This window comes from Gluconobacter potus, from assembly GCF_015244705.1.
Taxonomy (GTDB): domain Bacteria; phylum Pseudomonadota; class Alphaproteobacteria; order Acetobacterales; family Acetobacteraceae; genus Gluconobacter; species Gluconobacter potus.
Window position 1 is genome coordinate 170,954 of sequence record NZ_JABCQF010000004.1, and the last position, 22,715, is coordinate 193,668.

Annotated in this window: 19 protein-coding genes; 7 read left to right on the top strand and 12 right to left on the bottom strand. The window is 61.0% G+C overall.

Translation table 11 applies throughout. The features are described 5' to 3' along the window. The first annotated feature begins 119 nt into the window (after positions 1 to 119). The 3 genes from HKD31_RS08585 to HKD31_RS08595 all read left to right on the top strand — a co-directional run bounded on the left by HKD31_RS08585 (position 120) and on the right by HKD31_RS08595 (position 4,395). The gene (locus HKD31_RS08585; protein WP_011251690.1) at positions 120 to 572 is read left to right on the top strand and encodes a hypothetical protein; all 453 of its coding nucleotides are present in this window, start codon (positions 120 to 122) and stop codon (positions 570 to 572) included. A 372-nt stretch (positions 573 to 944) separates the two neighbouring features. Continuing rightward, complete coding sequence (locus HKD31_RS08590; RefSeq protein ID WP_370543911.1) at positions 945 to 3,077, top strand: DEAD/DEAH box helicase; 2,133 nt, start codon at positions 945 to 947, stop codon at positions 3,075 to 3,077. Next, positions 3,070 to 4,395, top strand: a complete 1,326-nt coding sequence (locus HKD31_RS08595; RefSeq protein WP_194264564.1) for a class I SAM-dependent RNA methyltransferase — start codon at positions 3,070 to 3,072, stop codon at positions 4,393 to 4,395. The genes HKD31_RS08590 and HKD31_RS08595 overlap by 8 nt, the downstream gene beginning before the upstream one ends. Here the strand turns inward: HKD31_RS08595 and HKD31_RS08600 are convergent. From HKD31_RS08600 to HKD31_RS08635, 8 genes are all read right to left on the bottom strand, one after another. Further along, positions 4,340 to 4,696: a HesB/IscA family protein gene (locus HKD31_RS08600; RefSeq protein ID WP_194264563.1), complete on the bottom strand. Its 357-nt coding sequence runs from the start codon at positions 4,694 to 4,696 to the stop codon at positions 4,340 to 4,342. The genes HKD31_RS08595 and HKD31_RS08600 overlap by 56 nt on opposite strands. Positions 4,697 to 4,712: 16 nt before the next feature. After that, the gene (locus HKD31_RS08605; protein ID WP_041110500.1) at positions 4,713 to 5,081 is read right to left on the bottom strand and encodes an SUF system Fe-S cluster assembly protein; all 369 of its coding nucleotides are present in this window, start codon (positions 5,079 to 5,081) and stop codon (positions 4,713 to 4,715) included. Next, complete coding sequence (locus HKD31_RS08610) at positions 5,078 to 6,319, bottom strand: cysteine desulfurase (protein WP_276529679.1); 1,242 nt, start codon at positions 6,317 to 6,319, stop codon at positions 5,078 to 5,080. The genes HKD31_RS08605 and HKD31_RS08610 overlap by 4 nt, the downstream gene beginning before the upstream one ends. After that, a complete protein-coding gene (gene sufD, locus HKD31_RS08615; protein WP_194264562.1) occupies positions 6,316 to 7,494 on the bottom strand; it encodes a Fe-S cluster assembly protein SufD in 1,179 nt (392 codons plus the stop codon). The genes HKD31_RS08610 and sufD overlap by 4 nt, the downstream gene beginning before the upstream one ends. A gap of 14 nt (positions 7,495 to 7,508) precedes the next feature. Then, entirely contained in the window at positions 7,509 to 8,279 is a 771-nt protein-coding gene (gene sufC, locus HKD31_RS08620; protein ID WP_011251696.1) for a Fe-S cluster assembly ATPase SufC, read from the bottom strand. 1 nt (position 8,280) lies between these two features. Then, the gene (gene sufB / locus HKD31_RS08625) at positions 8,281 to 9,762 is read right to left on the bottom strand and encodes a Fe-S cluster assembly protein SufB (protein ID WP_011251697.1); all 1,482 of its coding nucleotides are present in this window, start codon (positions 9,760 to 9,762) and stop codon (positions 8,281 to 8,283) included. 12 nt (positions 9,763 to 9,774) lie between these two features. Then, complete coding sequence (locus HKD31_RS08630) at positions 9,775 to 10,257, bottom strand: SUF system Fe-S cluster assembly regulator (RefSeq protein WP_011251698.1); 483 nt, start codon at positions 10,255 to 10,257, stop codon at positions 9,775 to 9,777. 120 nt (positions 10,258 to 10,377) lie between these two features. Then, positions 10,378 to 11,601: a DUF445 domain-containing protein gene (locus HKD31_RS08635; protein ID WP_228120382.1), complete on the bottom strand. Its 1,224-nt coding sequence runs from the start codon at positions 11,599 to 11,601 to the stop codon at positions 10,378 to 10,380. 195 nt (positions 11,602 to 11,796) lie between these two features. On the opposite strand from HKD31_RS08635, the gene HKD31_RS08640 reads away from it, so the two are divergent. Continuing rightward, entirely contained in the window at positions 11,797 to 14,574 is a 2,778-nt protein-coding gene (locus HKD31_RS08640) for a phosphoenolpyruvate carboxylase (RefSeq protein ID WP_194264561.1), read from the top strand. 89 nt (positions 14,575 to 14,663) lie between these two features. Next, positions 14,664 to 16,247, top strand: a complete 1,584-nt coding sequence (locus HKD31_RS08645; protein ID WP_194264560.1) for a S10 family peptidase — start codon at positions 14,664 to 14,666, stop codon at positions 16,245 to 16,247. A gap of 58 nt (positions 16,248 to 16,305) precedes the next feature. Here HKD31_RS08645 and HKD31_RS08650 read toward each other — a convergent pair whose 3' ends face one another. From HKD31_RS08650 to HKD31_RS08665, 4 genes are all read right to left on the bottom strand, one after another. Continuing rightward, positions 16,306 to 16,680, bottom strand: coding sequence for a VOC family protein (locus tag HKD31_RS08650; RefSeq protein ID WP_194264559.1), 375 nt, complete (start codon positions 16,678 to 16,680; stop codon positions 16,306 to 16,308). 82 nt (positions 16,681 to 16,762) lie between these two features. After that, positions 16,763 to 18,865 carry an elongation factor G gene (fusA, locus tag HKD31_RS08655; RefSeq protein WP_194264558.1) on the bottom strand — a complete coding sequence of 701 codons (2,103 nt, stop codon included), beginning with the start codon at positions 18,863 to 18,865 and terminating at the stop codon, positions 16,763 to 16,765. 169 nt (positions 18,866 to 19,034) lie between these two features. Then, positions 19,035 to 19,337: a 50S ribosomal protein L28 gene (gene rpmB / locus HKD31_RS08660; RefSeq protein ID WP_041110511.1), complete on the bottom strand. Its 303-nt coding sequence runs from the start codon at positions 19,335 to 19,337 to the stop codon at positions 19,035 to 19,037. A 71-nt stretch (positions 19,338 to 19,408) separates the two neighbouring features. Then, positions 19,409 to 21,190 carry an ABCB family ABC transporter ATP-binding protein/permease gene (locus HKD31_RS08665; protein ID WP_228120383.1) on the bottom strand — a complete coding sequence of 594 codons (1,782 nt, stop codon included), beginning with the start codon at positions 21,188 to 21,190 and terminating at the stop codon, positions 19,409 to 19,411. A gap of 122 nt (positions 21,191 to 21,312) precedes the next feature. On the opposite strand from HKD31_RS08665, the gene HKD31_RS08670 reads away from it, so the two are divergent. After that, the gene (locus HKD31_RS08670) at positions 21,313 to 22,155 is read left to right on the top strand and encodes an NUDIX hydrolase (protein ID WP_338085558.1); all 843 of its coding nucleotides are present in this window, start codon (positions 21,313 to 21,315) and stop codon (positions 22,153 to 22,155) included. Next, a complete protein-coding gene (locus tag HKD31_RS08675; protein ID WP_194264557.1) occupies positions 22,152 to 22,598 on the top strand; it encodes a DUF3574 domain-containing protein in 447 nt (148 codons plus the stop codon). Before HKD31_RS08670 ends, HKD31_RS08675 begins: the two co-directional genes overlap by 4 nt. The last annotated feature ends 117 nt before the right edge of the window (positions 22,599 to 22,715 follow it).

Genomic DNA, 22,715 nt, shown 5'->3' on the forward strand with positions numbered 1-22,715 from the left:
TTTCGGGGCCCCTCAATTCCGCTTCCCTCTGGCGCTGAAGGGCTTGCGTCGGGTATTCAGGGAAATGCTTCGGGAATGTTCTTCCCCCTTTTTTCCATTTTCAACCATGACGAGGATCAATGACAGGGTCGATCATCTGGAGCCTCGTGCTCGCAATCCATCTGCTGTGCATGACCTACTGGGTCGGCGGCTCGATATATTCGACGCTCGTTGTCCGCTCCACGGTCGGACTGCTGGATCCGGGACCACGTAACTCCGTCCTGCTTCAGGGTTACACGCGCTTTTTCCGCGGCCTCTATCAGGTTGTCCCGTTCTCGCTGCTGAGCGGCTGGGGCCTAATTTTCCATGAAGGCGGATTTGCAGCCGTGCCCTGGCCGGTCAATGCGATGCAGCTTCTGGGCCTCGCCATGGCGGTCATTTTCATCCTGACCGTCCAGGGTCCCTTCCGCCGGGCCCGACGCGCCATGCGTCCCCAGCCCGCGCTGTTCGATACGCTGCGCAGTCGTACCGCAATGATGGCAGGTCTGGGCGTGCTGACCATTCTTGTCGCCGCAATGGCACGCGGCATCTGAAATCGTATGCGATACGGCGGTTTTATGGCTGTATCGCTTGCCATTCCTGCCATTTATCGATAACGCACCAGTTATAGCTGCGGGCAATTGCCCCGCCCTCAACTCCGGCCCTCATCCATTCGGGTGTGCGCCGTCAAAGAGAGTCTCGAGAGTCATTTGAGCGCGAAAACGACCTCCGGTCCTTCCAAGCCCCGTACGACTGCAACGCCCAGACGCGGACGCCCCTCTGCTTCGCGTGCTGCCGCAGCCGCAACTTCCCCAACTGTTGCCGATGAAGGCGAAACGTCTCCGGTAACGGAAACTCCCGCTGTCAAGGCACCGCGTACGCGCCGCACGAAGACTACGGCTCCCGCGACGGAAAAAACGGCGGAAGTGAAGACACCAGCACGCCGGACCCGCAAGGCGGCCACGCCTGCTGCCGAGTCCGCGACTGAAAGCGAAGCCCCTGCTCCGAAAACGACAGGACGCCGGAAGAAGGCAGTTACAGAACCGGAAGCCGTGACCGAGCCTGCCGAGGCGGCTGCAGCCGCACCTGCCCCGCGTCGTCGCCGCTCCACAAAAGCAGCCGAGACTGTGACGGAAGAGGTCGAAGCCGCCCCCAAACGCCGTGGCCGTCCGCGCAAGACGCCAGTTGTGGAACAGCCCGCCGCCGAAGTCGTGACCGAAGAAACCGTGGAAGCACCTGCCGCGCCGCGTCGTCGTGGCCGTCCCCGCAAGGTGGATGTCGCAGCCGCCGCAGAGGCCCCGGTAGAAGCACCCGTCGAAAAGAAAACGCGTCCGTCCCGTCGCAAGGCCTCCGCCCGTGTCGTGGAAGCTCCGGAACCCGCCGCCGAAGAAACCCCTGCCGTTCAGGCCGAGTCCACGAAGAGCGAAAAGCCTGCGCGTCGCCGCCGCACCAAAGCGGCCGCTGCAACACCGGCTGTCGTTGAAGAAACCGTTGAGGCACCCGCCGTCATTGAGGCCGTCGTGGTTGCCGAAGACGTTTCCGACAGACCGCGCTTTGCCGATCTGGGACTGGGCGAGCCGATCATGCGGGCCATCGAGGAGCTGGGTTATGAACACCCCACTCCCATTCAGGCCCAGGCCATTCCCGAAGTCCTGAAGGGCCATGACGTTCTGGGTGTCGCCCAGACCGGAACCGGCAAGACGGCCTCTTTCACGCTGCCGATGCTCCAGAAGCTGGCTGGCTCCCGCGCCCGCGCCCGGATGCCGCGCTCGCTGATCCTGGAGCCCACGCGTGAACTGGCATTGCAGGTTGCCGAAAACTTCAAGCTCTACGGCAAGTATCTGCGTCTGACCCATGCGCTGCTGATCGGTGGCGAGAGCATGGCCGAACAGCGCGACGTGCTGAACCGCGGCGTGGATGTGCTGATCGCGACTCCGGGCCGTCTGCTCGACCTGTTCGGACGTGGCGGCCTGCTGCTTACGCAGACCAGCACACTCGTGATCGACGAAGCCGATCGCATGCTGGACATGGGCTTCATCCCCGATATCGAAAAGATCGTGGCACTGCTGCCCGCCCATCGCCAGACCCTGTTCTTCTCCGCCACGATGGCGCCGGAAATCCGCCGTCTGGCCGATGCTTTCCTCCGGCACCCGGTGGAAATCACGGTGTCGCGTCAGTCTTCCGTGGCCACGACGATCGAGGAAGCCCTGGTCATCGTGCCGGACGACGAGAAGCGTCGCACGCTCAAGAAGCTGCTGCGTCGTGAAAACGTCCAGAGCGCCATCGTGTTCTGCAATCGCAAGCGCGATGTGGACATGATCCAGCAGTACCTGACCAAGCATGGCATCGAAGCCGGCCATCTTCACGGAGATCTGGCCCAGTCGCTGCGCTTCTCGACGCTGGAGCGTTTCCGCTCCGGCGACCTGAAGTTCCTGGTATGCTCGGATGTCGCCGCACGCGGCATCGATATCGGCGGCCTGTCGCATGTCTTCAACTATGATCTGCCGTTCAACGCGGAAGATTATGTACATCGCATCGGACGGACCGGCCGTGCGGGCAACGAAGGCCATGCCTTCAGCCTGGCAACCCCGCGCGATCGCAGACTGCTGGAAGCCATCGAGACCCTGACAGGCAAGGTGATTGCCCGTCCCGTTCTTGAAGGCATCACGACCGTTGACTGGGCACCCGAAGAGGGTGAACGCCGTCCGGCCGAAACCGCGACTCCTGCACCTCAGGACGTGGCGGAAGAAGGAGAGCAGCGGCCCCGCAAGCGCCGTCGCGGCGGTCGCAAGCGCAATCGTGGCGATCGCGACGAGAGCGAGACCGTTCAGCAGGTTGCTCCCATGGCCGTCGCTTCTGTCGCCGTGATCGAGGCCCCTGCCAGCCACCGTTCGGTTGAACTGGCCCCCGCTTTTGAGAACGATGGGCCAAAGACGGGCTTTGGTGGTGATACGCCCGCTTTCATGCTGGTCCCGCGCCGCAGGAAAGTCACGGTTTCCGGTAGCACCGATCCTGCTGCTCCTGTTCAGCATGATGGGCGCCATTACGGTAATGAATGATACCTTGGCCGGAGTTGCACAACTCCGGATTGAAGGACTGGGTGCGGCAGGCGACGGCGTTGCGCATCTTGATGGCCAGACCGTTTTCATCCCGGGCACTCTGCCCGGGGAAGACGTCCGGGTCCGCCTTGCCCCCGCTCATCCCGAACTGATTGACATCATTCACTCTTCGCCCGAACGCGTCACACCGCCCTGCGATCTGTTTGGCGAATGTGGCGGCTGTGCGTTGCAGCATCTCTCCCTGCCAGCCCTGCTGGAATGGAAGTCGCAGCGCGTCACACAGGCCCTCACAGCAGCGGGTTTTACGGACCTGCCACCTGCCCAGATGTTCCAGACGACGCCCAGAACACGGCGACGCATGGATTTTGCTGTCCAGCGTGTTCCGGGTGGTGTGATCATCGGACTGCATCGCCGCAATGGCGATCCCATGGACATGACGGAATGTCACGTCCTGCACCCTGCGATTTTCGGACTTCTCGCCCCTCTGCGTGAGGTTCTGGGCAGTCTGGGTGCACTGACGGGCCGTGGGAGCCTGCTGGTCAACCTGCTCGATAGCGGGCCGGACCTGACGCTTCAGACCCCCGCTCCACTGACGAGTGCAGACCGAATCAAGCTGGCAGCCTTTGCCCGCGAGCATGATCTATCGCGGATCTCCTGGCAGGATCCGAAAGATCTGGGCATCGAGACGGTGGCCCAGTCCGGCCCGGTCCGGGAAGATTTCGGTGGTGTGATCGTCTCCCCGCCCCCTTCCGCCTTTCTTCAGGCGACCGCTGATGCCGAAAAAGCCATTGTCACGGCTGTTGTGGAGGGATTGCCGTCGCTCAACAAGAAGGACGTGACGGTCGAACTGTTTGCCGGATGTGGCACACTGACCTTTCCGATGTCCGAAAAAGGCCGGGTCATGGCCTATGAAGGCAATCTGGCGGCCGCAAACTGCCTGAAGGCTGCCTCCGGTGGACGCCGCGTTGATGGATTTCATCGGGATCTGGGGCGCCAGCCGCTCCTGCCGCATGATCTGAAATCAACGCGGGCCGTGGTTCTCGATCCGCCTTACGCGGGTGCGGGCGCACAAACGATGCCTCTGGCCAAGTCAGCCGTGCCGGACATCGTTTATGTGAGCTGCAATCCGGCCGCGCTTGAAAAAGACGGCAAGGCTCTGTGGAACGCAGGCTTTTCGGTCATCGGCCTGACGATCGTGGACCAGTTCCTGTGGTCCACGGAAGTCGAGGCCGTGGTCGTGCTGTCACGGGACGTGAAGCGGATCAGACGTGAAAACTCTCGCCGCAGCCGCAACGACCTTTCTCGTTCGGATTCCTGAACGTAAAACCGGATTCGAGGTCCTTGACCTCGTAATCCATGACAGTACCGGTCAGGAACAAAGTCGCCTTGCGATCCACCAGCAGGGTCACGCCCTGATCCTCGACGCGCTCATCGGTCGGCTCCGGGGCCGTCACGAAATTCATTTCGTAAGACAGTCCCGAGCATCCGCGCGTTCCCACGCTGATGCGCAGGAGTTGCCCCTGATGGGAGCCTGCGTAAAGAGCTTTCAGGCGCCTGGCCGCCAGATCGGACAGGGTCATGAGAGCGGGCAGCGGGCGGCGCGTTGCAACGTCGGACATGATGGTTCTTTCCGGATCAGAACATGTTGAGGGCAAGACGGGCATCGTCGCTCATGCGGCTCATATCCCACGGCGGATCCCAGACGATTTCGACCGTCGCCTGACTGACGCCCGGAACATGTGAAACCGCATCGCGAACCATTTCCGGCAGTTCCTGCGCACTGGGGCAGTTCGGCGCGGTCAGCGTCATCTCGATATGCACGCGGCCGTCGTCATGCAGATCGATCGCATAGATCAGACCGAGTTCATAGATGTTGACCGGGATTTCAGGGTCATACACCGTCGCGATGGCCGCGATGACCGCTTCCTGATCGGGCGCCGTCCCTGTTGCGGGGACAGCAGCTGTATCTTCACTGGTTGTGATATCGGTCATGGCTTCACTCATGTGAGCATCATCCGGGCCCGTTCAAGGCCTTCGATCAGCGCATCGATCTCTTCAGTCGTGGTGTAGATGCCAAAACTGGCGCGCGCGGTGGCATGAACGCCGAGACGACGCACCAGAGGTTCAGCACAATGCTGCCCGGCGCGGATGGCAATTCCAAGCTGATCCAGCAGTGTTGCCAGATCATGCGGGTGCGCACCGTCCATGACGAAGGAGATCACGCCCCCGCGCTCTTCCGGCTCGCCCAGAATGCGCAGGCTATTAATCCCACGCATCTTTTCCAGAGCATAAGCGGTCAGCTCAGCTTCATGGCGCGAGATGGCGTCATAGCCGATCTCTTCCACAAAGCGGACAGCCGCCCCAAGCCCGATCGTCTCCAGAATGGCGGGCGTACCGGCCTCGAACTTGTGCGGAACATGCGCCCAGGTGGCACGCTCGAAGGAGACATTCTGGATCATGTCACCGCCTCCCATGAAAGGTGGCATGACGTCCAGCAACTCCATCTTCCCCCAGAGCGCGCCGATCCCCGTGGGACCGTAGAGCTTATGCCCGGTGAAGGTGAAGAAATCCGCTCCAATGTCTTGCACGTCGATCTTGCGGTGCACCACCGACTGCGACCCATCCAGCAGGATGCGCGCGCCATAAGCGTGGGCGATTTCCGTCAGTTTCCTGGCCGGGGTGATCGTTCCCAGCACATTGGACATGTGCGTGACGGCAACAAGCGCCACCTTGCCATCCGAAAGAAGCGCTTCGTAAGCGTCCAGATCAATATCGCCGGCGTCATTGATGGGGGCGACACGCAGCTCGATACCCGCACGATCCCGCAGCATGAGCCAGGGCACGATATTTGCGTGATGCTCAAGCTCGGAAATCAGAACTGCCTGCCCCGGCTTCAGCATACTGCCGAAACTGTGCGCCACGAGGTTGATAGCCTCGGTGCTGTTACGGGTGAAGACAATTTCCCGATGATCGGGCGCATTCAGCAGACGGGCCACGTCATGACGGGCGCGCTCATAGGCTTCCGTCGTGCGCTCGCTCATCCAGTGCAGGCCGCGATGGATGTTGGCATACTGGTGATACGCCGCATCCCGCATGGCCTCGATCACGAAATCCGGCTTCTGGGACGAGGCCGCGCTGTCGAGAAAGACCAGAGACCGACCATGAACAGTCTCGCTCAGGATCGGGAAATGGGCGCGGATTTCCGACATATCCATCCTGGTACGGCTGTCAGCGAGGGTCATGACGTCATGCTCCGCAGCAGCAGATCACGCAGACCTTCGTCGGAAACCAGATCCAGCGCATCAATCAGGAAAGCACGCACGAGCATGTCCCGCGCATCCGCTTCCGCAATACCGCGGGAGCGCAGATAGAAAAGCTGTTCGTCATCAAGCGCACCGACGGTCGCGCCATGGCTGCACTTGACGTCGTCAGCGTAGATTTCCAGCTCGGGCTTGCTGTTGATCTGCGCCTTTTCAGACAGCAGCAGCGCCTGGTTCATCTGGTAGCCGTCAGTTTTCTGGGCCACGCGATCCACAAGGATCTTGCCCTGGAAAACACCCTGCCCGGCGTCGGACAGCACTGTCTTGACGGTCTGGCGTGAGCTGCCATCGGGGGCGGCATGATGAATCATTGACGTCAGGTCGTTCAGACGCTGGCCATCGACGATCTGCACACCATTCACATGCGCCATGGCGTGAGGTGCGCCCAGTGTCACGACAGCTTCGTGACGCGCGAGGCTGCTGCCCTGGTTCAGGGTAAAGCTGTCATATTCGCCCTTCTCCGCCACATCGGCCGAGACAACAGCGAGATGCGTGGCGGTCAGGCTCTCGCGCTGCACCTTGACGTGACGCAGGGTCGCCCCCTTGCCCACGACGATATCGAAACGCGGATTGGCGATATAACGCCCCTCACCTGCGCTGACATCATACAGTGTCAGGGACGCGCCGTCTTCCAGTACGATGCGGTGCTGAAGATGCGTCGAAATATCCTGCCCATCGGACAGACTGACGAGCGTCAGAAGACCAGCATCCGTTCCCGCAGGAACACGAATGTCGAGACCTCTTTCACCAAGCGCCGTATTCAGCGTAGCGGAAAACACTCCCTTGAGCGGAGAGACATTTTCCGAAGCCTGCCGGACGGCTTCCGGCAGAGCCGACAAGGCGTCCAGAAGCTGGCCATTGCCATAGACCACGCGGGCGCCCGTTTCAGGCAGAACCAGACGGTCCAGCAGCGCAGTGGCGGCTTCGGTCGGCAGGGGCATAGCCTTCTGCCACGCCGTATCCGCGATCGAACGCAGCGGCGTATAACGCCAGGCTTCGACGCGGCGCGTCGGCAGCCCCGTTTCGGCCAGAGCCGCACCCTGCCCGGCGGCGCGCGCAACGAACGCCTCCAGAGCCGGAGCAGCGTTCTGCGTCACGGTTGGGGCTCCGCTCACGCTGCCGCCTCGAGGAACTGCGTGTAACCCTGCTTCTCAAGCGTCTTGGCGATATCGGGGCCGCCGCTATGGATGATGCGACCATGCGCCATGACATGCACGCGGTCCGGCACGATGTAATCGAGCAGGCGCTGGTGATGGGTGATAACCAGAGCGGAGAAATCCGGGCTGCGCAGGGAGTTCACGCCTTCAGCCACGATGCGCAGGGCATCGATGTCCAGACCGCTGTCCGTCTCGTCAAGAATAGCGAAGGACGGCTGGAGCAGACGCATCTGGAGCACTTCGTTGCGCTTCTTCTCGCCACCCGAGAAACCGACATTGACCGCACGCTTGAGCATGTCGTCGGACATGGACAGGTGCTTGGTCTCGGCGCGAACGGCCTTAAGGAAGGCCACGGCATCCAGTTCAGCTTCACCACGCGCCCGGCGAACAGCATTCACGGCCGTGCGCAGGAAGTTCGCGTTGTTCACACCCGGCAGTTCGACCGGCGACTGAAACGCCAGGAACAGGCCAAGCGCGGCACGCTCTTCGGGTTCAAGCGCCAGCAGGTCCTGCCCCTTGAAGGTGGCGGAACCACCCGTAACCTCATAGTCGTCACGACCGGCGAGCACGTAGGACAGCGTGGATTTACCCGAACCATTCGGCCCCATGATGGCGTGGACTTCGCCCTTGGGCACTTCGAGATCGAGGCCCTTGAGGATGTCCTTGGGCGTGCCGTCGGCGTCGATGCGGGCCTGAAGACCCTGAATTTTCAGAAAATCGCTCATATTAACCCACACTTCCTTCGAGGCTGATCTGCAGAAGCTTCTGCGCCTCGACCGCGAATTCCATCGGGAGCTCCTTGAGCACCTCGCGGCAGAAACCATTGACGATCAGACCGACTGCATCTTCTTCCGACAGGCCGCGCGAACGGCAGTAGAAGAGCTGGTCTTCGGAGATTTTGGACGTGGTCGCTTCATGCTCCACGCGCGCCGTCATGTTGCGGCTTTCGATATAGGGCACCGTGTGCGCACCGCACTGGTCGCCGATCAGAAGGCTGTCGCACTGCGTGAAGTTGCGTGCATTGCGCGCCTTCGGCTGCATGCGCACCAGACCGCGATAGGTGCTGTCGGAGTGCCCGGCAGAGATGGTCTTGGCGATGATCGTTGAGCGCGTGTTCGGCGCCAGATGAATCATCTTCGTGCCCGTATCGGCCTGCTGGTGATTGTTGGTCACCGCAACCGAATAGAACTCGCCAACCGATCCCTCCCCGGCCAGCACGCAGGACGGATATTTCCACGTAATGGCAGACCCGGTTTCGACCTGCGTCCAGGAAATCTTGGACCGTGCGCCACGGCAGATGCCACGCTTGGTGACGAAATTGTAGATGCCCCCACGACCTTCATCATCGCCCGGATACCAGTTCTGGACGGTGGAATACTTGATCGAGGCGTCTTCCATCGCGACAAGCTCGACCACGGCCGCATGAAGCTGGTTTTCGTCACGCTGCGGCGCCGTGCAGCCTTCCAGATAGGAGACGGTGGCGCGATCTTCCGCGATGATGAGCGTACGCTCGAACTGCCCCGTATTGCGCGCATTGATGCGGAAATAGGTGGACAGCTCCATTGGGCAACGCACGCCCTCGGGAATGTAGACGAACGAGCCATCCGTGAAGACGGCAGAGTTTAGGGCTGCAAAGAAGTTGTCCGCCACCGGAACCACCGTGCCCAGATATTTCTGGACCAGTTCGGGATGCTCACGAATGGCGTCGGAGATCGGGCAGAAGATCACCCCGGCTTCGGCAAGCGTCTTGCGGAAGGTCGTCGCGACGGAGACGCTGTCAAAAACGGCATCCACGGCAACGGGCAGACGCTCTTCTGCACCTTCGACACCGGCGAGCAAAGCCTGCTCATGCAGGGGAATACCCAGCTTGGCGTAGGTCTTGAGCAACTCGGGATCAACTTCGTCGAGGCTCTTAGGGCCGGGCTTCTTCTTCGGCTGCGCGAAGTAATGCGCGTCCTGGTAGTCGATCGGCGGATGGTGGATATGGGCCCAGGTCGGCTCTTCCATTTCCAGCCACGCGCGAAAGGCCTTCAGGCGCCAGTCCAGCATCCACTGCGGCTCACCCTTGCGCTCGGAGATCAGGCGAACCGTCTCCTCGTTGAGGCCCTTGGGCGCGATATCCATCTCGATATCGGTCTCGAAACCCCATTCGTAGCTGGATTTCGCGAGCTTTTCGACTGTCTCGCGGGTTTCCGTCACGGCTGGCATGGTGTGTTGTCCTTAACTGACCGCGTCGGTCACGGAAGAAGTCTCCGCTCCGGCGGGGGCGACTGGTGCAGACGCGGGGCTGCGCCTTGGCAGGCGCTCCGCGTGACGGCCCATATCTGCCAGTGTGATGCTGTTGAGCGTTTTGAGGATGGCGTCATTCACGACATCCCACTGTCCGGACAGGCCGCACAGCGAACTGTGCTCGCACTCACGTCCGTCACAGCAGGCCGTGATGGCGATCGGACCATCCACAGCAGCAATAACGGTTGCGACCGTCACGGTTTCAAGTTCGCTGGAAAGACGGTATCCGCCGCGGGCGCCACGATGGGACAGAACCAAGCCACTGGAGGCCAGGCCTTTGAGAAGCTTGGCGACGGTCGGTTCAGGGACGCCGGTTTCCACCGCAAGGGCTGCTGCTGTTGCCAGTCCTTCGTGACGACCGAGATGGACCAGAAGGACAGTGGCGTAATCGGCCAGTTTTGACAGCCTCAGCATCGCTTGCACACTCACATCTTGTTCTAATTCAAGACTTGCTAAGTCCTGATTTGTTCCAAATGACCCAATCCCGGGCAAAGGTCAAGACTTCTGTATCCCCCCGTCTCCGGACATGGAATGTTACACACCAAAAAACAGTCGGGAAACGCCGTCGAGCGCCGCTCCGGCAAGAAAACCGACGACGGTGCCATTTATGCGGATATAGGCCAGATCGCGCCCCACCCGCGACTCCAGCCGGGCGGCCAGATCGTCTCCGTCCCAGCCCGCCATGACGGCCGCAATGAACCCCGAGAGTTTTTCACGCAGGCCGGGCAGGATCCGCTGGACAGTACTCTCGACAGCCTGATTAACCTTCAGCCGCAGGGATTCATTGGAACGCAGGGCACTGGCGAGCTGAACGATGGCCGCGTCGATGACGGTGGCGCTCCAGCCGTCCTCGCGCCCGCTGTCTTCCTCGACCATGCGGCGCAGGCGATCCCACAGCTCCGAACTCCATCCCTTGAGACTGGTATGCGTCAGGACAGACGTGATCGTATCCGCCATGTCCTTGCGGCGGGCAGGATCGTTTTCGATGCGGTCGATTTCGCCCCGGACCCAGGTGGTAAACCCGTGCCGCAGTTCCGAGTCCATCGGATCGACCCGCTCGAACTCGGCATGCAGCGCCATGAGGACGCGGCTGGCGACGGAACCGCCAATGGCCCAGCCCAGGAACCGCCCCCCCTGCTCGCGGACCCGCTCTTCCACGAAATGACGCAGATCGGACTCACGGGAGGTTACGGTCGTCTTGATGCGCTCCAGCAGGAAGGACAGGACCTCCTGATGCATCTCGCTATCCACCATCGCCCGCATGCCACGCGAAACAAGGGGAGCCATTTCCTCACCATTCAGCAGAACCGGAAGCGCGCGCGAAATGGCGGTCTTGGCGCGCCCGTCTTCCATCCGGTCGAACATCAGCGGAATGGCAGAGCGCATGCTGGTGACGAGCGTCTGGCGGTTCGCCGGGTCGTTCAGCATGTCGGCAATCAGGCCGGAGAGGTCGATTTTCGACAGCGCGCGGCGGACATCGTCCTCAGTGAAGAACTGACCGGAAATGAAGCGTCCCAGCGCCTGGCCGAGACGTTCTTTCTGCCGCGGCAGAATGGCCGTGTGGGGAATGGGCAAACCCAGCGGATGGCGGAACAGGGCCGTAACGGCGAACCAGTCAGCAAGACCACCAACGACACCTGCCCGCGATCCGGCACGCAACAGCCCGAAGGCGAGACTGCCGTCCCCGATATGACGGGCGGCTGCAAGTGTCGTTCCCGCAGCGAGAACACCCATGCCGACGAGCAGGCCGCCGGCCATGAACCTGGGCGAGAAACCTGTGGGGCTGGATTTCCGGGAAACGGGAGGGGTCGTGTCCGCGTGCATGAGCGCACCGATAGCATCATCCTGCCGTGCTGTCGCGTCCAGAGCAAGGTTGCGCTTGATGACAGGGCATGAAAAGTATTGCGCCCCGTCTTCGTCCCATTTTTCTCCGCAGAAGCGAGACTGCTCCCGATGTCTGACTGCGCCTCCCGGCTCGATCCGTCCCTTCATGACCGTATTGACGCAATGACGTCACGGCTTCTTCACGAGCGCGATGGCCTCGCAGACCTGATTGCCTCGATTGGACAAGGCCTGTCCGATGACGACAGGAGTGAGAGCAAGACCCAGCTGGACGAGATCGAGAACGTCGTCCGCGCCCTGCGTGACGAGCATTTCGTGGAACGGGCTGCGCATCTGCGGTCCTATATCGGGCTCGATGCCGCGGATCCACAGGCCCGTCTTGAAGCCGTAGCCAAGCGCCTTGTCGATCAGGCTCCGGATGCCGTATCCCTGACGGTGCCCCAGATTGCCGCCGTTTTTACCGCCCACCCGACCTTTGCCCTGGCGGATGGCGTCTATGAAATCCTGACGCGGCGTGCGGAAAATCCGGAACTGCCGATCCCCTGCCTGAAGACGCATCGCCGTCCGGGCCCACCGACACTGGCACAGGAACAGGCTCTGGCTCTGGCTGCGATCCTTCGGGGACGCGATGCGCTTGACGATCTGACAGAAGCGCTGCTGCAGGAAATGTCCCGGCGCTGGTCCGGCGAGGCCGGTCAGGTCGATCCCTCCCCCGTCATTCTCGCAAGCTGGGTCGGGTTCGATACCGATGGGCGCAACGATATCGGCTGGTGGGATACGCTGCGGATCCGGCTTGAACTGAAATTTTCCCAGCTACATCGTCTGACGGACGGACTGGAACGTCTGGGCCTGCAGGACAGTGCTCTGGCCATGCGCGTGCGCCGGGCGATCGAGGCCGTAAAGACGCAGCACGCTGCCTGCCCGACCGGCAAGGATGCGGCTCCGGAAATCATCAAGGATTTTGCCCAGACACTGATTGCCTTCCGGGACAAGGCACTCCTCGACGCCACCGAGCTTCTGCCACTGTTCCAGGATGCGGCGGTCGGGCTGGATGACGAAGCCAGACTGCATCTGCGGACCATCCGTGCCGGGTTCATGAACCATGGACTCGGCATCGCACGGATCCATACGCGGCTGAATGCGGCGCAGATCTACAATGTGGCCCGCACCCGGCTTGGTCTGACCGATGATCCCGCCCTGCCATCGCGGCGGCGGGTTCTGCTGGCCAAGATCGACGAGGCCCTGTCAGACCTGCAGCCCCGCGCCGTGGATTTCGGATCCCTGCTGGTCGAACCCGCATCAGCCGCGCGGCTGATGATGACGATGGCGCAGATCCTCAAACACATCGATTCCGGATCCCCCATCCGCTTCCTCATTGCCGAGACCGAAAGCGGCTATACGCTGCTCGCAACGCTCTGGCTGGCACGGCTGTTCGGGATCAAGGACCATCAGATCGAGATCTCGCCGCTCTTCGAGACGGAAAGTGCGCTTGAGAACGGTGAGACCATTCTGGAAGAAGCCTTCCGCTCCAGCCACTGGCGGGATTACCTGCGGGCGAACGGCCGCCTGTCGCTTCAGTTCGGATATTCCGACTCGGGTCGTTACGTCGGGCAGCTCGCAGCGACCAATCTGGTTGAGCGCCTGCGGATGCGGACCCTCTCCCTGCTGGCAGAGCACGAACTTGAAGACGTCGCCCTGACGCTGTTCGACACGCATGGCGAGAGCATTGGGCGAGGCGCGCATCCGTTCAGCCTGCGCCAGCGTCTGGACTATTTCTCTCCTGCCCGCACGCGCCTTGCCATGCGCGAGGCCGGGATCGGCTGCCGGGTCGAAACCGCATTCCAGGGCGGAGACGGCTACACGCTATTCGGCACGAAGGCGCTTGCGGCCTCCACCATCGCAACGCTGGCCGAACATGTGGCCGATATCCCGCTGGATACGAAAGATCCGGTTTATACGCGGCCTGACTTCGCGTCGGATTTCTTCTCCACCATCGCGCTCGACATGGGCGCACTCGTGGATGATCCGGGCTATGCAGCGCTGCTGAGCGCCTTCGGTCCGGCCCTGATCGACAAGACGGGATCGCGACCTTCCGCGCGTCAGTCGGACGCAGCCACGGTGACGCGCATCACACATCCGGGACAGCTCCGCGCCATTCCCAACAACGCCATTCTCCAGCAGCTCGGCTGGTGGGCGAATGTGCTGCATGGCCTTGGCAATGCGGCGCAGCGTCATCCCGAAACGTTCGAGCAGTTCGCTACGGAATCCTCGCGGTTCCGCGAAGCCATGGATTTCGCCCGTCAGGCCCTGGCCCACTCGGATCTGGACGTGCTGCGGACGACGATCCATCAACTTGATCCCGGGACCTGGCTGGATCGTGCAGCAAAGGCGCAGAACGACGAAGAGCGTCAGAGCCTGCTGTGCGTTTCGCACGGTCTGGAACTGCTGCGCTTCTGGGCCAGTGGCCCTGCCATGTTCCGGCGCATTCAGGCGGACCACATCGCACTGCGTGCAGCCTGGCCGGATGCGCCCCGCATGGAAGCCCGCGAGAAGCTGCTTCATGCAATCCGCTTCGCCCTGATCGACCGGCTGTGGGCGCTTTCAACGCGCATCCCCTATTTCGGGCCGCGCAACAACCTGACACGCGAAGCGATCACGAACCTGATTCTCTGCCTGGATGTGCCGCGCGCGCTGCATCTGCTGGAAGATCTGTTCCCTGTCACGGCTCCCAGCGTTGCCAACCTTGACTTCGGAGAACCGGGTGATGCCGCTGAAGCTGCCGGTTTCGCGCGTGAACATGAGGAAATCTTCGCGCCGCTGTCACGCTGCTTTGCGCTGCTGCGTGAGGTCGGCGTGGCCATCATGCACGCCAACCGGGCTTTCGGCTGAGGAATGATCCGCGGCCGCAACTCTTGTCCAGTGTGGCCGCCTGCGGTTAGAAATCTCGCGTCATAACCTCCAACGGAAAGTTCCTCTGCATGCTCCGCAAGGCCCTTCTTCTGGGTGCAGCCATGATGGCTGTGCCTGCTCTGGCGGCAGGTCCTGCCACACTGGCGCCCAATGCTGACAGCGTGACGAACGGAACCGTAACGGTCAATGGCGCGACCATCCCCTATCGGGCAGTTGCAGGCACCATTCTGGTTCATGGCGCCGACTACAATGATTCCGGCGATATCCTGGCCAAGCGTGGCACCAAGCTCGATGGCGGCAAGGATGACGACAGCAAGAACGCGCCCGTCGCCTCCATGTTCTACACCGCCTATTTCAAGGAAGGTGTCCCCGCCGAAAAGCGCCCGATCACCTTCCTCTATAACGGCGGTCCAGGCTCGGCCTCCGTCTGGGTTCACATGGGTACCTTCGGCCCGCGCCGCGTGAACACGCCGGGTGACACCCACCTGCCGGCTGCCCCCTATGCACTCATCAACAACCCGCAGTCCCTGCTGGACGTCTCGGACGTCGTCTTCATCGATGCGCCGGGCACGGGTTTCTCGCGGATTGCCGGCAAGGACGCTGACAAGGAATTCCTTGGCGTTGATGGTGACGGTGAAGCCTTCACACATTTCATCTCGAAGTTCCTGGCCAAGTATCACCGCTACAATTCGCCCAAATACCTGTTCGGTGAAAGCTATGGCACCATGCGCTCGGCCGTGGTCATCAACGACCTTGAGCAGGACGAGAACATCGACTTCAACGGCGTGATCCTGCTGTCGCAGATCCTGAATTATGACAACAGCGATGACAGCCCGCAGTTCAACGCAGGCGTTGACGATCCGTATGTGCTGGCCCTGCCCACCTACGCCGCGACGGCCTGGTATCATCATTGCCTGCCGGCCGAGCATCCGGACCTGAAGGCCTTCCTGCATGAGGTCGAGCATTTCGCGATGACCGACTACACGCTGGCCCTGCGTCAGGGTGCGGATCTGCCGGAAGACCAGCGTCAGGCGATTGCGGCGAAGCTGCATGACTATACGGGCCTGCCGGTCGACTACATCCTGCGTGCGGATCTGCGCGTCAATGGCGGCGAGTTCGACCAGCAGCTTCAGGCGAAGACCGGGATGGCGACGGGCCGTCTGGACACCCGCTATTCAAGCCCGACGATCGACCCGATGAGCCAGGAAGTGGATTACGATCCGCAGTCCAGCGCTATCAGCTCGGCCTATGTCACGGTCTTCAACGACTACGTCCGCAACATGCTCAAATACGGCACGGACGAGGATTATCGCCTCTATAACAGCCAGGGCCACTGGGACAGCCATCACCATCAGCCCGGCCGCGGCTACCAGCCCAAGGGCGAGCCGAACGTCATGACGGATCTGGCCATGGCGATGAAGACCAACCCGAACCTGCATGTCATGCTCAACGCCGGCTACTACGATCTCGCAACGCCTTACTTTGAAGGCGTGTACGAGATGAAGCATCTGCCGATGCCGAACAGCCTGCAGAAGAACATCGAATATGCGCAGTACACGTCCGGCCACATGGTCTATGTGGACCCGGCGACCCTGCAGCAGCTTCACGACAACGTGGCAGCCTTCATCCGCCGGACAGACAATCTGCACTGATCCCTGACGGGACCGGAAAAGGCGGCGAAGGGGCAACCTTTCACCGCCTTTTTTGTGCTCAGCCCTTCCGGACAGGCCAGCCGATCCGTACAAGGACGCAGTCAGGCCCGTTGACGGCGAACTCGTACATCCCCCAGGACCTGACCGACGGCCCTTCCTTCTCAAGCACCCGCCCCGTGAAGGCCTGCGCCAGCGCATCCACATCCGGACGACGAAAATAAAGACCGAACGGATTGCGCCCGGCCTCAACCCAGCCGGGAACAGCCTGCGTCAGATGGAGTTCCTCTCCTTCCGCCGTTTCCAGAAGCCTGTATTCGGCTGAACTTCCGTTGCGGGACGAGAAGCCGAGGACCGCAAAAAACTGCTCTGCCTGCGCGAGATCGTTCACCGGCAGAATGGCAATGACGGATCTCCGGGGTTCAGACTGGGACATCGGGTCTTTCCTTGAAAGAGGAACACAAAAAACCCCGCCAGATTGCTCTGGCGGGGTCTGATGCGTCACCGGAGTGAAGAAATCAGGCGGACTTCGCGATGATTTCGTCGGCCACGTTACGCGGCACCGGATCGTAGTGATGGAACTGCATGGTGAAGGATGCACGACCCTTCGTTGCAGAACGCAGGTGCGAGATGTAGCCGAACATTTCCTTCAGCGGCACCTGTGCACGGATCATGACGGTCGAACCAGCGGTTTCCTGGTTCTGGATGATGCCACGGCGGCGGTTGAGATCGCCCACGACGTCACCGACGTGATCGTTCGGCGTGGTAATTTCCACGTCCATGATCGGCTCGAGGATCACCGGACCGGCGTTCTTCATGCCTTCACGGAAGCAGGCCTTGGCGGCGATTTCGAAGGCCAGAGCCGACGAGTCAACGTCATGGTACTTACCGTCGAGCAGCGTGAACTTGAAGTCCACGGTCGGGAAGCCGGCGAGAACACCCGTGGTGCTCTGCATGCGGATACCCTTTTCGACAGCCGGGATATATTCCTTCGGAACCGTACCGCCGACGACCTTGTTCTCGAACACGATCTCGTCCGGCTTGTCCGACGGAGCGAACTCGATCTTGACCTCGGCGAACTGACCCGAACCACCAGACTGCTTCTTGTGAGTGTAGGTCTCGACATGCGGCTTCGTGATCGTCTCACGATAAGCCACCTGCGGTGCACCGATGTTGGCATCGACGCCGTATTCACGGCGCAGACGGTCAACGATGATGTCCAGGTGAAGCTCGCCCATGCCGGACAGGATGGTCTGACCCGTTTCCTGATCGGTCTTGAGGTGCAGGGACGGATCTTCAGCCGTCAGCTTCTGCAGGGCCAGCGTCATCTTCTCGACGGCGTCCTTGGTCTTCGGCTCGACGGAGATGTCGATGACCGGGACCGGGAACTGCATGCGCTCCAGAACCACCGGATCGGCAGCATCGGCAAGCGTGTCACCCGTGACGGTATCCTTGAGGCCCACGAATGCGGCGATGTCACCGGCACCGACGGACTTCACTTCCTGACGCTTGTCGGCATGCATCTGGAACATGCGGCCGACGCGTTCCTTGTGACCCTTCGTCGTGTTCAGGATGGTGTCACCGGAATTCAGGACGCCACGATAGACGCGAACGAAGGTCAGCGTGCCGTACTTGTCGGAGATGATCTTGAACGCAAGGCCAGCGAACTTGCCGTCCGGATCAACCGGAACGATCGGCAGGAAGTCCTCATCGACCTCTTCGCCTTCCGGCGGAGCGATACGGATGCCTTCGACTTCGTCAGGAGCCGGCAGGTAGTCGATGACGGCGTCGAGCAGGGGCTGCACACCCTTGTTCTTGAAGGCCGTACCGCACATGACGGGACGGAATTCGCCGGAGATCGCACCCTTCTTGATACACTTCTTCAGGGTTGCGACGTCCACGTCACCCTTCTCGAAGTACTCTTCCATGGCAGCGTCGTCCATGGCGAGAGCCGTGTCGAGCAGCGTCTGGCGGGCTTCGGCAGCTTTTTCCTTCAGATCGTCAGGGATCTCTTCGTAGTGGAACTTGGCGCCGAGTTCGCCGCCTTCCCACACGATGGCACGCATCTCGACTAGGTCGACCACACCGATGAAGTTTTCTTCGGCGCCGATCGGGAGCTGCAGCGGCACTGCAACGATGTCGAGCTTCTCCTTCAGCGTGCTGAAGGCGTAGTAGAAGTCCGCACCGGTACGGTCGAGCTTGTTGATGAAGATGATGCGCGGAACGTTGTAACGGTCAGCAAGGCGCCAGTTCGTTTCGGACTGCGGCTGCACGCCGGCCACGCCTTCGATCACGAAGATCGCGCCATCGAGCACGCGGAGCGAACGGTTGACTTCGATGTTGAAGTCAATATGGCCCGGGGTGTCGATGATGTTGATGCGGTGGTCGTGCCACTCACACGTCACGGCTGCCGAGGTGATCGTGATGCCACGCTCACGCTCCTGTGCCATGTAATCGGTGGTGGTGTTGCCTTCGTGGACCTCACCGATCTTGTGAGAGACACCCGTGTAATACAGGATACGCTCGGTCGTCGTGGTCTTACCGGCATCGATATGCGCGGTAATACCGATGTTGCGAATCTTCGAGAGAGCCGACTTGGCTTCCTGAACGCTTTCGGACACGGAGAACCTCCAAAATACAATGAAAGGTGTTTCAGCCTGAACCGAAACACCTCCGCTGCGGTCCTGTGAAAGGACCGAACCTGATTTATCCCAGTGGCGGCTGAATGACGCAGACCGCCATGGTTTTCAAGAGCAATCTTGTTACCAAACAAAGTCCGGCAAAGATTTCTCAGGCGGTCTGGGCAGCCTTGCGTTCCTGAACGCGCAGGATACGGCGCTTGATGACCTGGGCTTCCGTCGGAAGCTTGCGGTTCGGCGTACCCAGCAGGAACGAATCCAGCCCACCGTTGTGCTCGACCGTGCGGATACCGTTGGTGGACAGGCGCATGCGCACCGAAGCACCGAGAATATCGGAGATCAGCGTGGTCTCCTGCAGGTTCGGGAGAAAACGACGGCGGGACTTGTTATTGGCGTGGCTGACGTTGTTGCCCGTCAGCACGCCCTTGCCCGTGATCTGGCAACGGCGAGACATGGTGGTACTTTCCTCGATGCTGGATGACGCAGGACAGCGAGGTCCGGCGTGTTCCGTAAATCAGGCGCGGCTTATGACGTATGCTTGGGGGCTTCGTCAACCCCCGAGAGCGGTCCAGCGACGTTTTCACCGGCCTGTGCGGCCCACATTGCGGCATAATGGCCACCTGCGGACAGCAGTTCCGTATGGCTTCCCTGCTCCACCACGCGCCCCGCGTCAAGCACCACGATACGATCGGCATCCTGAACCGTGGAAAGACGGTGCGCGACAATAACCGTCGTGCGCGCCTGCGACAGGACGGCCAGCTCCTTCTGGATGGCGACTTCCGTGCGGGTATCAAGCGCGCTCGTAGCCTCGTCCAGCAGAAGGATGCGCGGGTCCTTGAGGATGACGCGCGCAATGGCCACACGCTGCTTCTCGCCACCCGAAAGCTTGAGGCCACGCTCACCGACAACAGTGTCATACCCATCGGGAAGGTCACGGATGAAGGTATCGATCTGCGCACTCCGGGCCGCCTTCTCGATCTCCTCACGAGACGCTGACAGATCCCCATAGGCAATGTTTTCGCCGATGCTGGAATTGAAGAGCACCGTATCCTGCGGAACCGTCCCGATGATGTTCTGGATGTCAGTCGGCGCAATATCGCGCAGGTCATGACCGTCAATGCAGACCGAACCTTCGGTCGGATCATAGGCCCGGGTCAGCAGACGCCCCAGGGTGGATTTGCCTGACCCGGTATGCCCGACAATGGCCAGAGACGTACCTGCGGGAATATTGATGGAAACATCATGCAGGATCTGCCGCGCAGGGCTGTAGCCAAAGGAAACATGCCGGAACGCCACGGACGCCGCCCCCGCTTCCGACAGCTTTCCCGGCAGACGAACCGGCTGGACGGCATGGGTGATCTCGGAGCGCACGGCAAGCAGTTCGAGATAGTTCTCCAGATCAACGCGCGCATTGCGCCAGCCTGCACTGACGTAATTCAGGGCACCCACGGATGAATAGAGACCACTCAGATAGCTGCCGATCAACACGAACTGCGCAACCGCCAGTCGGTGCTCCACGATATCATGAGCCGCCATCGCGAGAAGGGTCGTCGTCGTGACCGCAATCAGAATGCCGCGGCTGATCTGGGAGAGACTGACATAACGCTGGAGGCTGATTTCAGCCTGCCGGAGATCCTTCCGGGCCGCGTCATAACGGGCGATTTCATGCGGTTCGTTGGCGAAACTGCGGACCGTCTCAAAATTCAGAATGCTGTCGACCAACTGGTGCTGGGCCTCGTTGCTTGCACGGTTGCGGGCCCGTCTCGCCGTCATTCTCAGACGGGTAAAGACATAAGAGACAGAAGAATACAGCCCGAGCGCCAGCAGAAGCAGCCCGACGTAACGCCAGTCGAAGATCTTCAGAATGACGGTCAGTGTCATGATGAGTTCGATGACATTAGGCAACACATTGAACAGCGCCAGGGACAGCAGCGTCCCGACCGCATCCGCCCCCCGATCAAGCGTGCGCGTCAGGGAACCTGTCTGGCGGTCCAGATGGAAACGCACGCTCAGATCATGCAGATGGCGCAGGCCAAGGACAGCCACACGACGCTGAAGATCCGTTTCGACAGGCTTGACCAGAAGCTCCCGCAGCGGGGTCGCCAGCCCCGAAATGATCCGGATGACCGCATACTGGGCAATCAGCCAGACCGGAACAGCCAGCAGGGTCTCGGGACGTGACAGACTGCTGACCATGCGGCTGAAGAGCCAGGGTGTGGCGACGGCCGTGCCGCTTTCCACCAGAAGAATGATGAGTGCAAAACCGATGCGTGTCGCGTCGGGCCAGAGTTTTTCGGGCCGGATCATGGGCCACAGCACCCGCAGGGAGAGCGCTTCAGATGTCGAATCGGTTTTCTTGAGCATCGGCAGACTATGGGAAGTGCAGGCGATGCTTTGCAAATGCCTGTCTGCATGCGACATATCGCTCTGTGTCTGACAAATCCTTCCCCCCTGCCCTCGAACCCTTTCTTCGGCATATTGCAGCCTGCAACAGCGCAGTCCTGCCAGGCGGCCGCCTTCCGTTTTTCTGCGGAGCGGAACAGATCGGCTGGGTCAGCCCCACAACCGCACAGACGCTTCAATCACTCGGCCTTCAGAAGGACCAGGGTTTCGGCGTAAACACCGGCACGGAGCTCCTGCCCCTCTCCCAGACCCTGTGCGACATGGAGCTTTACGCGTCGCATGAGGAAGCCTTCGATGTCCGTGATGACAGTGGCATCGTTCTGGGCCAGGTGGATCGCGGCGCCATACCGGTTCTGGGACTGGCCGCCGAAGGCGTGCATCTGAACGGACTGGTCGAACGTGAGGACGGACTTTTCCTTTGGATAGCCCGTCGCAGCATGAGCAAGCGTCTGGATCCGGGAAAGCTGGACCATCTGGTCGCAGGCGGCATGAGCGCAGGTCTCGATCCACAGACAACAGTCATCAAGGAAGCGCAGGAAGAAGCGGGTATCCCGGCGGAACTGGCAGCAACTGCCCGCGCCGTCAGCCGGATCGAATACGCACTTGAGCGCCCCGAGGGGCTGCGACGCGACGTGCTGCACTGCTATGACCTGCTCCTTCCGCAGGATTTCACGCCCATAGCGGAGGATGGCGAGGTAGAGAGCTTTCACCTTCTGCCAATTCAGGAAGTCGTCGCGCTGGTCCGGGACACCGATGCGTTCAAGTTCAACGTCAATCTTGTCCTGATCGACCTGTTCATTCGCCGCGGGCTGTTCGCTCCTGCTGAAGCCGCGATCCTGCGAAACGCCCTGACGGGTCGGGCTGCGTGAAGAGAACACTGCTTCTGCTGACCCTGACAGCCCCGCTGCTCGGCGGCTGTATCGTGCCCGTCAGCGTCACACCCAATCTGTGCCGCGAAATCCAGACCCGCGACGGTCTGCAGATCAGACTGATGTTTGGCCTGACGCGCCCCGATGACAGCATCATCGATGGCGATGACTGGCAGAATTTCGTGGACAGCGAAATCACGCCGCGCTTTCCCGCAGGTTTCACCGTGATCGACGCACAGGGACAGTGGTATGATGCAGCAGGCCACCGGATCATCCGCGAAGCATCACGAATCGTCTGGATCGTGGCTTCGTCTTCGGATCGCAACCTGCAGCCTTATCTGAAAGCCATTCGTCAGGCGTATCAGAAACGTTTCAGTCAGCAGGCCGTCGGACTGGCCATCCAGTCCGGCTGCTCTTCATTCGAAAACGTGCCCATGGAATAGTTCCATGATGCGGAACAGTGTTACTCAGGTTCCTGCATCTTTCTTCATCCGGACTTCTCTCGTCGGAGCAGGTCTCTCTGCACAGGACGACAGTTCAGACATATTTTCATTCCGGAA